The organism is Streptomyces sp. MS19 (assembly GCF_047200595.1).
Classification (GTDB): domain Bacteria; phylum Actinomycetota; class Actinomycetes; order Streptomycetales; family Streptomycetaceae; genus Streptomyces.
This window is the reverse complement of record NZ_JBJZOH010000016.1, coordinates 19,007-32,361: the sequence shown is the minus strand read 5'-3', so window position 1 is coordinate 32,361 and position 13,355 is coordinate 19,007. Positions and strand designations below refer to the sequence as shown.

The window sequence follows — 13,355 nt, the reverse complement described above, 5'->3', positions numbered from 1 at the left end:
CCGGGGCGTGGCGGTGGGCGGGTCCGGGGGCGCGCCGCGCCGTGCTCCTGTGCGCGGCGCGGGCGGGCCGTGTTCAGGCGCCGAGGCGGTTGATCTCGCGGCTGGTGAGGATGGGCGGCAGGTCCTCGGTGGTCCCCACGAGGGCGATCATGGCGCGGCCCAGGGTGTCCGTCGTCGTCGTGTGCCGGGGCAGGAGCCGGTGGAGGAGCGGGTAGAGCCAGGACGTGGCGGCGTAGAGCAGGCGGTAGGAGCGTGTGCGGGAGCGGGCGCCGTGGCGCGGCCTGATGTAGGCGGGCCGGATGATGCGGGTGCGGGGTGAGAGGGCGAGGAGGGCGTTCTCCGTGCGCCCTCTGACGCGTGCCCACATGGTGGAGCCGGACTCGGAGCTGTCCGCGCCGGAGCCCGAGACGTAGACGAACGTCAGGTCCGGGTTGCGGGCCAGCAGCGTCCTGGCCGCCGCGAGCGTGTAGTCGTGGGTGATGACGGTGTATTCGGCCTCGCCGAGTCCGGCCGACGAGATGCCCAGGCAGTAGAAGCAGGCGTCGGGTGTGCCGAGTGCCTCGGCGAGGGCGGACAGGTCCGTGAAGTCCGCGTGCACGAGCTCGCGGAGCTTGGGGTGCGCGCGGCCGAGCGGGCGGCGGACCACGGCGACGACCTCGGTGACGGTCTCGTCCAGGAGGCAGGCGCGCAGCGTGCCCTGGCCGATCATGCCGCTCGCGCCGAAGATGACGACCTTCATGCGGACTCCTCGTCAGATCGCGCCCGGTAAGCGGAGCTTCCTCCGATTGGAGCCCGAGCGTACCGCGCCCCCGCGGCCCGGCACCACGGGCGGCGTCCGCCGGCGGACGCGAAGGCCGGGGTGCGCGGGGCCGCCGGCCGGGGCGGACCCCGGTGCGACATGTGAGGGGGGTGGCATGGCGGTGTGGGATGTGGGGCCGCACGGCCCCCGGTGCTGTCCGGGGGCCGTGCGGGGGTCCCGTGCCGTCAGCTTTCCGGGCAGGCGGGCCGGGCGATGGCCGGTGCCGCCCGGTAGACGACGTCCGGTTCCGGGGCGACAGGCTCGCCGGTCAGGGCGTCCGTGCAGTAGGCGGTGAAGACCTCTCCTTCGGTGAGCGCGTGCAGGCGCCCGCCGCGCAGGCTCCAGCCGCAGACCTGTTCGGGCCACTCGCCGGTCTCCCCCGGCGACGAGCGCAGGACCAGGCCGCCGGGGTCCTCGGTCGCCAGACCGGCCGCGAGGACGGTGCACAGCACCAGCGCGTCGGCCTCGGCCAGCCGGATGCCCCCTTCGGCGGCCGTGTCGGCGCGCAGGGCTGCCGTGAGCGGACCCGCGCCGGTCAGCAGGCTCGCCACCATGTGGTGCGCGCCCGGCCCTGTGCGTTCCAGGACGCGGGTGAGCAGCGAGGCGGCGCGCTGGAAGGCGCAGCGCACGAGCGGCGCGCCGCAGTCCGCGCAGGAGCCCGCCCCGGCCAGCAGGTCACCGGCCCGTTCCCAGGTCTCCTGCCATCGCTGCTCGGCCAGCAGGGCCGGCACGAGCGTGCCGAGCGGCTGCCCCTCGTACGGGACGGTGGCGCCGCGCCCGGCGATCTCGGCGGTGTAGCGGGCGCGGCTGGCCGCGCTGTCCTGGTCGAGCCCCTCCTGGCCACAGAACTCGGCGAAGTCCGCCGGGTCGAAAAGCGCGACGCTCGTGTGGCCGTGGCGCCTGGCCAGGGAGCGCAGCAGGTCCTCGGTGTCCCGGAGGTACCCGGCGTGGTCGGCGTGCGCGAAGGTCGGGTAGCGGCGCATGCGGGCGAAGCCGACCTCGTCCGCGACCACCGCCACCGTCCCCGCGCTCTCACGCCAGCGCGCCGCGCGTCCCGGGCCCGTGCTCCCCCGGCCGCCGTTCCGCCTGCCGCCGCCCCTGCGGGCGCGTCGGGTGCTGGATGCCATGGCTCCCCCTCTTCCTCGTCTCGCTGTGCTTCTCGTGGTGCGGCGCGGTCACCCGTGCCGTGCCGGAGCCGTGCCCGCGGCCCCGCTCACGCGGGGTGCGGGCAACGGACCAGCACATCACTCAGAGTAGTCGGCACCACTGACAGCGGCGCGCTCGCGGGCGAGCCGCTCGTAGAAGCGCAGCAGTTCCGGGGCGTCGACCGAGCCGGGATTGACCGCCTCGGTGAGCGCGGCGCCCTGGAGCAGGCGTTTGACGGGCACTTCGAGGCGCTTGCCGGTGAGGGTGTGCGGCACGGCGGGGACCTCGACGATCTCGTCCGGGACGTGGCGCGGGGAGAGTTCGGCGCGGATCGCCGTCCTGACGCGCTCCCGCAGCCCGTCGTCCAGCACCGCGCCCTCCGCGAGGCGGACGAACAGCGGCATCCAGTACCCGCCGTCGCGCTCCTCCACGCCGACGACGAGCGACTCGCGGATCTCCGGCAGCCTCTCCACCGTCTCGTAGATGTCGGCCGAACCCATGCGCACGCCCTGCCGGTTGAGCGTCGAGTCGGAGCGGCCGTGGATGACGACGGTGCCGCGCGAGGTGACGGTCACCCAGTCGCCGTGCCGCCACACGCCGGGGTACACGGCGAAGTAGCCGTCGCGGTACCGGGCGCCGTCCGGATCGTTCCAGAAGCCGACCGGCATGGACGGCATCGGCGCGGTGACCACCAGCTCCCCCACCGCGTCGGTCAGCGGCTCGCCCGCCGGGCCCCACGCGGCGAGCGCCGTACCGAGCCCGGGGGCCTGGAGCTCGCCCACGTACACCGGCAGCGTGGGCACGGCGCCGGCGAAGCAGCTGCACACGTCCGTCCCGCCGCTCACCGAGGCGATCCACAGGTCCTCCCCCGCCTCCTCGTGCAGCCAGCGGAAGCCGTCGGGCGGCAGCGGCGAACCGGTGGTCGCCACGCAGCGGGTCGCGGACAGGTCGAGGTCGCGGCCCGGCCGGACGCCCGCCTTGGCGCACGCCATGACGTACGCCGCCGAGGTGCCGAAGACGGTCGCCCGGGTGCGTTCCGCGACGCGCCACTGCGCATCGGTGCCGGGATGGGCGGGGCTGCCGTCGTAGAGGACGGCCGTGGTGCCGGTGAGGAGCGCGGAGACCAGGAAGTTCCACATCATCCAGCCGGTCGACGTGTACCAGAACAGCCGGTCGCCGGGACCGAGGTCGCAGTGCAGCCCGATCTGCTTGAGGTGTTCGAGCAGGATGCCGCCCTGCGAGTGCACGATCGCCTTCGGCAGGCCCGTCGTGCCGGACGAGTAGAGCACCCACAGCGGATGGTCGAACGGCACCGGGTCGTACACGGCGGGCGCGTCGCCGCTCGTGACGTCGTCCCAGGCCAGCGCCCCCTCGGGCGGCGCGCTGCCCAGCAGCGGGACGTGGACGACGGCGCGCAGCGTGGGCAGGCCGCGGCGCAGTTCGGCGACGGTCGCGGTGCGGTCGTGGGCCCGGCCGCCGTAGCGGTAGCCGTCCACCGCGATCAGGACGACGGGCTCGACCTGCTGGAAGCGGTCGAGCACGCTGCGCGCGCCGAAGTCCGGCGCGCAGGACGTCCACACGGCGCCCACGGCGGCGGTGGCGAGCAGGGCGACGACGGCCTCGGGGATGTTCGGCAGGTAGCCGCTCACGCGGTCGCCCGGCCGGACGCCCAGGTCCCGCAGCGTGGCCGCGAGGTTGGCGGTGGCCCGGCGCAGGTCGGCCCACGTGACGGGCTCGGGCGTGAGCCGTTCGTCGATCCGCAGCAGCGCCGGGGTGTCGGCGCGCGCGGGGTCCTCGGCGGTGCGCAGGGCGTGCTCGGCGTAGTTCAGCGTCGCGCCGGGGAACCAGCGGGCGCCGGGCATGGCCGCGTCGGCGAGCGCCGCCGTGTACGGCGTCCTGAAGCGTACGGCGAACCAGTCGGCGACCGCGCGCCAGAAGGCGTCGGCCTCCGCGACCGACCAGCCGTGCAGGGCGGCGTAGTCCGCGGCGGGGTCGCCCGCCCTGGGGGTGGGAGCGCCGTACCGGTCGGCCGCGAAGGCGTGGAACGCCGTCAGGCGGGCGTCCGCGATCTGCTCCTGCGCCGGGCGCCACAGCGGGGCCGGCGTCGCGGGGTGCGGGGTGGTGTCGGTGGGCATGGCGGCTCCAGGGTGCTCGTGGCGCGGCTGGTCAGGACGATGCCAGGTGACCGGCGCGTACACCAGGCCCTTGCCCCGGCCGCCGCCCGTCACGCACCACCCGGATGCCGCGCGGCGGGCCGCTCCCGCTGTCGTGCGCGGGGCGCGTCCGGTACGTGTGGAGGGTGCGCCGCCGATACACCGCAGCCGTCGGGCTCGCCGCAGCCGTGGGAGTCGTCGGCGTGCTCGCCGCAGGGCTCGCCGGTACGCCGCGGCACGGGGGCGGCGCGGACGGGGCCGACAGGTCGCGGGCGCCCGAGGAGTTCGTCGCGCTGCGGGACGTGGCCCCCGGCATCGGGCAGGACATCCGCTACGCGGGGGACCACAACTTCGTCGGCGAGCCCGTCGACGGCTACCGCGACGCCGAGTGCCTGCTGACGGAAAAGAGCGCGCTCGCGCTGCGCCGCGCCCACCGCTCCCTGCGCGGGCGCGGCTACGGGCTGCTGGTCTACGACTGCTACCGGCCGCAGCGCGCCGTGGACCACTTCCTGCGCTGGGCGGACGACCGCGGCGACACGCGGACGAAGGACGAGTTCTACCCGCGGGTGCCCAAGGACCGGCTGTTCGACGAGGGTTACCTGGCCGAGCGGTCGGGGCACAGCCGCGGCAGCACCGTGGACGTGACGCTCGTCCGGGACGGCGAACCGGTGGACATGGGCACGGACTTCGACTTCTTCGACCCGCGCTCGCACGTCGGGGAGCGCGACCTGACGAAGGAGCAGCGCACGGCCCGTGCCACCCTGCGTGGCGCGCTGACGCGGGAGGGCTTCGTCCCGGTGACGACCGAGTGGTGGCACTTCGGGTACGAGCCGGAGCCGTTCCCCGACACCCACTTCGACTTCCCGGTGGCGCGCGAGGCGCTGCGCGGGGACGGGCGGGAACGGGACGGCGGGACGGACGGCGGGAGCCCGGAGCCACCCCCGTAGGTCCCGGGCCCCGTCGTCGCAGCGTGGGACGGCGTCGGGTGCGGGAACGGTTCGCCGGGAGCCCCCGTTGTCACCGGTTCGCGACACTCGTGGCGCGCCGGAGATCTTTGGCCCGGAACGACGGCGTGTCAGACCGGTCCCGCGCGCGTCCTGCTCAGCGGAAACCGGCGTGCGGCGGCTGGTTGAGGAGCGGCGCCGCCCGTTTCACCAGGACCGCCATCTCGTAGGCGACCTCGCCCAGGTCCGAGTCCGCCTCGGCGAGCACGGCCAGCGCGCTCCCCTGCCCCGCCGCGGTGACGAGGAGGAAGGCGCCGTCCAGCTCCACCAGCGTCTGGCGCACCGCGCCCGTCTCGAAGTGACGCCCGACGCCGCGCGCCAGACTGTGGAAGCCGGACGCGACCGCCGCGAGCTGCTCGGCGTCGCTCTGGGCGAGCCCGCGCGAGCCGCCGCGCGGCAGGCCGTCGGAGCCGAGCAGCAGGGCGTGTCTGATACCGGGGACGCGGTCCGTCAGGTCGGCCAGGAGGCCGCCGGGCCCGGCGCCGTCGCCGCCGTGGCCGCCGTACGGAGGGCCGGCGGCCGTGTCCTTGGGTGCGCTCATCGGTCCTGCCTCACGGGTGTCGCTGGGGACGGTGTGTCATTCGGGCGGGCGTCCGCGCCGCCCGCCGTTCTGCTCCCTGCCGCGCTGCCAGCCGCGCTGGAGCGCCGCCATGCGGGCGCGTGCCTCCTCGGCGTCCGGTACGGGGTCGCCGTCGTCGGGGCCGGGGTGGCCGGCGGGCTCGGGGCCGGGGTCGGTGGGGACGGCCTGCACGCGGCGTACGCGGCGGGGCAGGCCGGTGGCGGTGGTGGGGGGTGTGGTGGGCTCGGCCGGGCCGGTCCCGGGGACGGGCGGGGCGGGGGCGGCGGGGGCGTCCTCCGCGCCGGGGCCGACGGGGCGCCCGTGGTCGGCGACGAGGACGGGCGCGCGGTGTCTGCGCGGCAGGTCGGGGCGGGCGCCCGTGCGTTCGGCGGGGCGGGCCCGTTCGTGGCCGCCGTCGGTCTCCCGGGATCGGCCCGGGTCCTGGCCGCCGTGCGGGACGTGCCCCTCCAGTTCCACGGGCCCGTCCACCGCGCCACCGTGGAGGGCGGGCCTGCCGGGGGTGCCCGGGAGCCGCGCGGCGGGCTCCTCCCTGGCCTCGGACAGCAGTTCGCCGGGGATGAGGGTGACGGCGGTGGTGCCGCCGTACGGCGACTCGCCGAGCGCGACGCGGATGCCGTGCCGCGCGGCGAGCCGTGCGACGACGAACAGGCCGACGCGGTCCGTGTCGGACGGTTCGAAGTCCGGGTCGCCGGTGAGCCGCCGGTTCGCCTCGTGCAGCGCGTCGGCCGTCATGCCGAGGCCCCGGTCGTGGATCTCCAGCGTGAAGCCGTGCGGGACCCGCTCGCCGCTGACCTGCACGGCCGTGTGCGGCGGGGAGAACAGCGTGGCGTTCTCCAGCAGTTCGGCGACGAGGTGGACGAGGTCGGCGACCGCGCCGCCCTCCACGGTGAGCGGCGGCAGCATGCGGACCTCGATCCGTTCGAAGTCCTCGACCTCGCCGACCGCCGCGCGCACGACGTCCATCAGCGTCTCCGGCTTGCGCCACTGGCGCGCGGGCGCGGCGCCCGAGAGGATCACGAGCCCCTCGGCGTGCCGCCGCATGCGGGCGGCGAGGTGGGCGGCGCGGACGAGGTCGCCGGCGTCCTCCGGGTCGTCGGTCCTGCGCTCCAGCGACTCGATGAGGTTGAGCTGCCGGTGCAGCAGCACCTGGCTGCGGCGCGCGAGGTTCACGAACACCTCGGAGACGCCGCGCTGCGTACGGGCCCTGTCGACGGTGGCGGAGACGGCGGCGCGCTGGAGGGTGTTGAGCGCCTGGCCGACGCGGCCCATCTCGTCGGGGCCGTAGTCGAGCAGCGGCGCCTCCGTCTCGACGTCGATGTGCTCCCCGGCCGCGAGTCTGCGGGTCACGCCGGGCAGCCGGACCTCGGCGGAGTCGGTGGCCTCGCGGGCGAGGGCGCGCATGTCGCGGACGAGGCCGCGGCCGACGCGGACGGCGACGTACGCGGTGAGCGCGAGAGCGGCGAGGCCGAGGCCGGCGAGCAGCACGGCGCGGTCGCGCGGGCCCGACGCGCCCGGCGCGACGGCGTCGCGGTAGCGGTCGCGGGCCTGGTCGGCGAGGCGCTCTAGTTCGTCCAGCGCGGTGGTGGTCGCGGCCTCCCAGCGGTCGGACTGGACGGTGGCGGTGCGGCCCGCGAGGAGGTTCTCCTCCGCGCCGGTGAGCACGCCGACGGTGCCGCCGCCGGTGAACTCCTCGAACGCCTCCCGGTCCTCCACCGGCAGCTCGGGCAGGGCGGTGTCCAGGGTCAGCCGCCGCTGCGCCACGAGGTCGGTGAGCGCCCGGAGTTCGCCGTCCGTGGTGCGGCCGAAGGCGAGCGCGCCGGCGACCAGCGCGTCCTCCTGGGAGAGCAGGTCGCGGACGCGCCCGAGGCCGACGACGGCCCCGCCCTGCGCGTCGTGGTCCGGGTCCGCGGCCGGGCGCAGGGCGTCGAGCAGGCGGAACGCGGGGGTGATCACGTCCGTGTACGCGTCGAGTGCGGCCGGGCGCGAGGTCGTGTTGCTGCCCACCGCCTCACGCAGGCGGGCGAGTTCGTCCAGCGCGCCGAGCAGGCCGTCGAGCCGGGCGCGCGTGGTAATGCCGAGGCCGTCGCCCGCGTCGTCCGCGAGCCCGCGCACGCGCTCCGCGGCGGCGTCGGCCGCCTCGCGGGTCGCGGTCAGGGCGTCGAGGCCCTCGGCGCGGCGGGGGTCGGCGAGGTGCACGAGGGTCTGGCGGCGTTCGTCCTGCACGGCGTCGACCACGTCGAGCACGGGGTCCGTCAGGGTGTCGGCGGCGTCCCCGGACGCGCCCGCGCGCCGCGCGTCGGACATCGCGACGGCCGTGGCCAGGGCCCACAGCACGACGAGGGACAGCGACGGCACCAGGACCAGCGCCGCCACCTTCCGCCGGATCGACTTGCCGCGAAAGCGCATGCCCTCCCCTTGGATCGAATCGGCCTGTGGGTCGCCGCGTCCGCCAGCGCGAGCCTACTACCGGCGCTGGGACGGGGGGTGCGTATCGGACGGGCCGGACGGGGCCGCGCGCGGCGCGAGTTGGCGTACAGGCGCTTCATCCTCGTCCGTCCCCCGGGACCGCGCAAGGCGTTCTACCATGGACACCGCGGGCATTTCCGCGCATCCGACGGTGCAGGAAGCGAAGGCGGCGTGTACGCGAGACAGCGTATGCCGGACCCGGTGCGGGCGGCGTGTGTGCGTGCGGGGATCATCATCGCGCTGACCCTCAGTCAGCTCGTCGTCGTGCTGCTGAGCACGCTGGCCGGATCGTGGCTGGCGTTCCCCATGCTGGTGGCCACGCTGGCGAGCAGCGTCGTGTCCACCTGGTCGGTGCTCGACATCTGGGTCACCCGGCAGCAGTGGCGGCAGCGGCACGGGGTCGTCTCCGCGCCGAGCAGCGCGGCGCGGGAGCGGCCGCTGCGGCGGTCCTGACGCGCCGCCGGGCGCCTCAGGACGCGGGGACGGCGGCCTCCGCCTCCCCCGGCGCGGGCGGCGGGCGGCGGTACACGCGGGTCGCCGTGATCTCGCCGTGGACGGTCGCGGCGTCGGGGTCCGCACGGGGCAGCCCCGGCCGCAGGTGCTCCTCGACGCTGATGTACTTCAGGCCCGCGCGGAGGTCCGCGTCGTTCCGCAGCCGGATGACGAGGGGGAACTCGGCCAGCGCCGTCGTGTCGAACAGCCCTGTGGTGTAGAGGAGTTGTACGCCCAGGGCGTCGGCGACGGCGCGCTGGAGCTCCAGCAGGTACGTGGCGTTGGCGCGGCCGATGGGGTTGTCGAGGAACAGCGTGCCCGCGTGCCGGTGGCGGTCGTGGCCACGGTCGTTGCTGCGCAGGGCGGCCATCGTGCAGTAGAGCGCGATGGCGGCGGTGAGGAGCTGGCCGCCGGAGAAGACGTCGCCCATCTGCCCGACGGGGACGCGTTCCGCGCGCAGTACGGCGTCCGGCTTGAGGATCTCGACGCGCACGCCGCGCGGCTGGAGCGCCGCGTGGACGCCGCGCAGGAGCAGCGACATGCCGTCGCGGCGCAGGTCGGAGTTCTTCTTGACGGCGGCGCTCGTGGTCTCATCGACGACCTCGCCGAGGCGTTCGGCGAGAGTCGCCTGGTCGGGGTCCTCGAAGCGGATGCGCAGGAACTCCTGTCCCGACCACTCCCCCAGCCCCTCGGGCAGCCGGGACAGCCGCTGCGCGGCGCGGAGCGTGGCGAGGGACGACTCGACGAGGCCGCGCAGGCGGTCGGTGATGCTGTCGCGGTTGCGTTCGAGCTGGGCCAGTTCGTCGGTGAGGACGCGCAGGCGCGGGGCGAACGCCTCGGACCAGGCGGCGGCGTGCGCGGGCAGGGCGGCGGCGGGCAGTTCGCGGATCTGCTGCCTGGCGGGCGTGCGGACCTGCTCGTAGCGTGTGGAGTTGGCGTGCCGGACGAGGCGGTCGGACGCCTCGCGGACGGCGGCCTCGGCGGTGGCGAGCGCCGCGGCGCTCGCACGGAGGGCGCGGCGCGTGTCGGTCGCCGTCTGCCTGGCCTCGGCGAGGGTGCCCGCGTACGGCTCCTCCCCGTCCTGCCCCGCGGCCGCGGGGGCGTCACCTTCGGCGGGGTTCTGACCCGGGGGCGGGTCGCGCAGCAGGTCGCGCAGGAGGGCGGCGATCTCCTCGAAGCCGCCGGCCGCGTCCTGGGCCGCCCGGTGGTCGCGCAGCAGGTCCTCGTGGGTGTCGCGGGCGGTGGCGAGGGCGTCGTCGTGGGCGGCGAGGGCGGTGGTGGCCTCGCGCAGGAGGTCGCGGGCGCGGTCGGCGTCGGCGGGGACCGCGTCGGGGGGCAGCTCGATGTGGCTGGTGCCCTCGGCGGGGGCGAGCCGTTCCGCCTCGCCGCGCAGGCGGCCGAGCTGCTCGCTGGCGGCCGACGCGCGGGTCTCCAGCAGCTGTACGAGGGACTCGGCGCGGGCGGCGGCGGCCTGCCGCGAGGGGCCGTCGGCGCCCTCGGTGCCCTCCAGCAGGCGGGCGGCGCGGGTGCGGACCTTGTTGCTGAGGCGGTCGAGGGCGGCGAGCGCGGCGCTCTCCTCGCTCTCGGCGCGCGCCTGCTCCGCGCGGAGGTCGGCGCCGACGCCGACCTTCTCGTAGAGCTGGGACGCCGAGCGGTACGCCTCGCGCAGCGCGGGGAGCGACGCCGGGCTGCCCTGGCGCTTCCCCTTGGCGTCCTTCTCCGCCTTCTCCGCCTTCTCCGCGCCGGACGCCTCCGGCCCGTCGGCCCGCGCGGGGTCGTCGGCGAGGGAGGGGTCGTCGGCGAGGTCGGGGGCGCCGGTGACCTCGGCCCGTTCGGCACGGAGCGCGCGGGCCGTGCGGCGCGCGTCGTCGGCCGCGCGCTGGACGCTGCGGCGGTCCTCGTCGGCGGCGCGGGCGCGGTCGAGGAACGCGGCGGCGCGTGCCTCGGCCTCCGCCGTCTCGGCGGCCAGCTCCCGCAGCCTGGCCTGCTGCCTGGGCCGCTCGCGCAGGCGGAACGCGAGCCCGGCGAGCGCGTCGGCGGCGCGGCGGGCGCGCTGTGCGGCGTCCTGCCGCTCGTCCCGCGCCCGTGCCGCCTCCGCCGCCGCGTCCTCCGCCTCGGCGCGGGCGGCGTCGGCCTCGGTGCGGCGGCGGTGGGCGGCCTCGGCCTCGGCGGCGGCGCGCTCGGCGGCGGCGGCGAGTTCGGCGAGCCGTCCGGCGGGGCAGCCGGCGCGCCAGGAGGCGAGACGCGCGGCGAGGGCGCGGTCCGCCGCGGTACGGGCGGCGAGGGCGCGGATGTCGGTGTCCCGGTCGGCGGCGCGGCGGCGCAGGGCCTGCCGTTCGTCGTCGGCGGCGCGCTCGTCGTGCATCGCGGGGTTGGGCGGCACGAGGAACACGCCGCTGTCCCGGTCCGCCGGGGGCGGGGTGGGGGCGAGCAGCGCGGCGGCCGTGCCCACGGCGACGGCGGAGCGCGGGAGGAGGGCCGCCTGGGCGAGGACCTCGCGGGCCCGCGCGTGGCTCGCCGGGTCGGTGACGACGACGCCGTCGACCAGTTCCGGGCGGGCGGCCAGGACGGTGGCGTGGTCCGCCGGGTCCACGGCCTGGGCGAGGTAGCGCCAGCCGGGGAGCGCCGGGATGCCGTGCTCGCCGAGGTGTTCGACGGTGGCCAGGACGTCGGGGCCCGGGGGCAGGAGGCCGCCGTCGCCGAGGGCGGCGAGGATGCGGGCGTCGTCCGCCGCGGTGGTCCGCAGGTCGAACAGGCGGCGTTCGTCGGCGGTGGTCCGTTCGTCGAGCAGGCCGGCCAGTTCGCCGGCGGCGCGGTCGAGTTCCCCGGCCGTGAGCGCGGGAGCGGCGCCGGAATCCTCCGCGGCCGTGCCGGCGGCGGGCAGGCCGAGCAGTTCGGCGAGGCGCGGCTCCGCGGCGAGCGCGCCTGCCGTGCGGTGCTCGCCCTGCCACGCGGCGCGGGTGGCGTCCGCCGCGTCGGCGGCGCGGGCCGCGGCGAGTTCGGCGCGGCCGTGCGCGGCGGTGGTCTGCCGGGCGTGGTCGGCCGTGCGGGCGGCGGCCTCGCGGGCGGACTCGAACGCGGCGGCGGCGGTCTGGGCGGCGTCCTCGGCCGCGAGGGCGGCGCGGGCCGGGTCGGCGCCGTCCAGCCATCCGGCGCCGACCGCGCGTTCGGTCTCCTGGTCCATCTCGGCGAGCCGCTGCCGCAGGTGCTCGGCCTCGCTGCGCGCGCGCTGCGCCTCGGTGGCGGCCGTGGTGGCGTCGTGGTGGGCGGCCTCGGCCCCGGCCTGGAGGGCGGCGGACCGCTCCTCGTGCCCGGTGGCGACGCGTTCGCTCTCGGCGGCCGCCGTGTGCAGGGCGCGTACCAGCGCGGCGGCGGCGCGGCTCCTGGCGGCGAGGGCGGGCGCGGCGTCCCGTTCGGCCTCGCGGATGGCGGCGGCCACCCGGGCGGCGCGGTCGGCGGCCGCGCGGTGCTGGAGGACGGTCTCGGCGGCCTGCCAGGCGGCCTGGAGGGTGCGGGCGTCGGTCAGTTCGCGGCGCTGCGCGGTGGCGGCCTTCTCGGCGGCGGCGAGGGCGAGCGAGGCGTGGCGGTAGGCGAGTTCGGCGGCGGTGCGGGCCGCGAGGCCGCGGGTGCGCTCGGCGTCGGCCACCGTGCGTGCGGCGTCCGCGACCCGGTCGGCGAGGACGGCGGCGCGCTCCCGTTCGTCCCGGCCGCGCGCGGTGAGGCGCCGCGCGAGGGCGCGGGCGCGGCGCTCGGCGGCGGTGTGGACGGCGCGGGCCGCGTCGCGCTCGGCGGCGGACTCGCCGATGCGGGTGAGGAGGTCGACGGAGCCCGCGGTGAAGTCGCGCTCGGCGGACAGTTCGGCGCGGCGGCCGAGCTTGTGGGCGAAGCCGTGGACAAGGTCGGCGAGGCCGTCGGTGTCCCGGGTGTCGGTGACGGCGCGCAGCAGCAGGTCGGTGAAGTCCGCGTCGCGGCGGACGGCGAACAGACCCGCCGCCTCGCCCTCGTCGGCGTTCATCTCGCGCTGGTAGCGGAAGAGTTCGGGGTCGAGGCCGAGGGCGCTGAGGTGGTCGATCCAGCGCTCGTGGATCTCCTCCCAGACGACGTCGAGGTTCGGGTACGCCTTGGCCGTCTCGGTGAGGACGTCGCGGAAGCCCTTCATGGTGCGGCGCCGTCCCCTGGCCCCCGAGGCGCCGTCGGCGCGCGGGCGCAGGGCGGTGGACTCGGCGACGGGCAGCGAGTCGAGGCTCATGCCGGGGCCCGGCCGGAACGAGTACCAGGCCTCGGCGAAGCGGCGCGGGTCGCTGGAGACCTGGTGGCCGCGCCACTCGCTGACCTTGCCGACGACGATGGTCTCGCCGGTCAGGGTGTGCTGCCATTCGAGCGCGACATGACCGCAGTCGTCGGCGAGGAGGAACTTGCGCAGCACGCCGGAGCTGGCGCCGCCCAGCGTGTTGCGGTGGCCCGGGAGCATGACGGAGAAGATCAGCTTGAGCAGGACCGACTTGCCGCCGCCGTTCTCCAGGAACAGGACGCCGGCGGGGGCGGGTCGGCGGGGCGGGCCCTGCGGCTCGTCCTCGAAGAAGTCCGCCTGGGCGGGCGCCGGTTTCGGCACCGGGTCGCCGACGCCCCGCAGGTCGAGGACCGTGTCGGCGTACCGGGCGCCTGCCGGGCCGATGGAGTAGAGGCGGATGCGGGCCAGCTCGTACATCGGGTGG

Annotated in this window: 8 protein-coding genes; 2 read left to right on the top strand and 6 right to left on the bottom strand. The window is 77.0% G+C overall.

Annotation, left to right across the window (positions count from 1 at the left end; genetic code table 11):
* Positions 1-73 precede the first annotated feature (73 nt).
* The 3 genes from ACL02R_RS17255 to ACL02R_RS17245 form a co-directional block, all read right to left on the bottom strand.
* Positions 74-739, bottom strand: coding sequence for an NAD-dependent epimerase/dehydratase family protein (locus ACL02R_RS17255; protein ID WP_412797807.1), 666 nt, complete (start codon positions 737-739; stop codon positions 74-76).
* Positions 740-984: 245 nt separating this feature from the next.
* Entirely contained in the window at positions 985-1,926 is a 942-nt protein-coding gene (locus tag ACL02R_RS17250; protein WP_412797806.1) for a hypothetical protein, read from the bottom strand.
* A 117-nt stretch (positions 1,927-2,043) separates the two neighbouring features.
* Positions 2,044-4,080 (bottom strand): acetoacetate--CoA ligase, encoded by a 2,037-nt coding sequence (locus ACL02R_RS17245; protein WP_412797805.1) that lies wholly within the window; start codon positions 4,078-4,080, stop codon positions 2,044-2,046.
* Between the two features lie 164 nt (positions 4,081-4,244).
* Here ACL02R_RS17245 and ACL02R_RS17240 point away from each other — a divergent pair, with 164 nt between their 5' ends.
* A complete protein-coding gene (locus tag ACL02R_RS17240) occupies positions 4,245-5,045 on the top strand; it encodes a M15 family metallopeptidase (protein WP_412797804.1) in 801 nt (266 codons plus the stop codon).
* A 154-nt stretch (positions 5,046-5,199) separates the two neighbouring features.
* Here the strand turns inward: ACL02R_RS17240 and ACL02R_RS17235 are convergent, their stop codons facing one another.
* Positions 5,200-5,643 carry a roadblock/LC7 domain-containing protein gene (locus tag ACL02R_RS17235; protein WP_412797803.1) on the bottom strand — a complete coding sequence of 148 codons (444 nt, stop codon included), beginning with the start codon at positions 5,641-5,643 and terminating at the stop codon, positions 5,200-5,202.
* 36 nt (positions 5,644-5,679) lie between these two features.
* Positions 5,680-8,088, bottom strand: coding sequence for a nitrate- and nitrite sensing domain-containing protein (locus tag ACL02R_RS17230; RefSeq protein ID WP_412797802.1), 2,409 nt, complete (start codon positions 8,086-8,088; stop codon positions 5,680-5,682).
* Between the two features lie 231 nt (positions 8,089-8,319).
* Between ACL02R_RS17230 and ACL02R_RS17225 the strand changes: the two genes are divergently transcribed.
* On the top strand, positions 8,320-8,601 hold the full coding sequence (locus tag ACL02R_RS17225; RefSeq protein ID WP_412797801.1) for a hypothetical protein: 282 nt from the start codon (positions 8,320-8,322) through the stop codon (positions 8,599-8,601).
* Positions 8,602-8,617: 16 nt separating this feature from the next.
* On the opposite strand, the gene ACL02R_RS17220 is transcribed toward ACL02R_RS17225, so the two are convergent.
* Positions 8,618-13,348, bottom strand: a complete 4,731-nt coding sequence (locus tag ACL02R_RS17220) for a hypothetical protein (protein WP_412797800.1) — start codon at positions 13,346-13,348, stop codon at positions 8,618-8,620.
* Positions 13,349-13,355: the final 7 nt, after the last annotated feature.

Bases quoted from the DNA above. Each gene is read 5' to 3' on its own strand.
- ACL02R_RS17235 (WP_412797803.1), bottom strand. From the start codon at position 5,643: ATGAGCGCACCCAAGGACACGGCCGCCGGCCCTCCGTACGGCGGCCAC.
- ACL02R_RS17245 (WP_412797805.1), bottom strand. From the start codon at position 4,080: ATGCCCACCGACACCACCCCGCACCCCGCGACGCCGGCCCCGCTGTGG.
- ACL02R_RS17220 (WP_412797800.1), bottom strand. From the start codon at position 13,348: ATGTACGAGCTGGCCCGCATCCGCCTCTACTCCATCGGCCCGGCAGGC.
- ACL02R_RS17250 (WP_412797806.1), bottom strand. From the start codon at position 1,926: ATGGCATCCAGCACCCGACGCGCCCGCAGGGGCGGCGGCAGGCGGAAC.
- ACL02R_RS17255 (WP_412797807.1), bottom strand. From the start codon at position 739: ATGAAGGTCGTCATCTTCGGCGCGAGCGGCATGATCGGCCAGGGCACG.
- ACL02R_RS17230 (WP_412797802.1), bottom strand. From the start codon at position 8,088: ATGCGCTTTCGCGGCAAGTCGATCCGGCGGAAGGTGGCGGCGCTGGTC.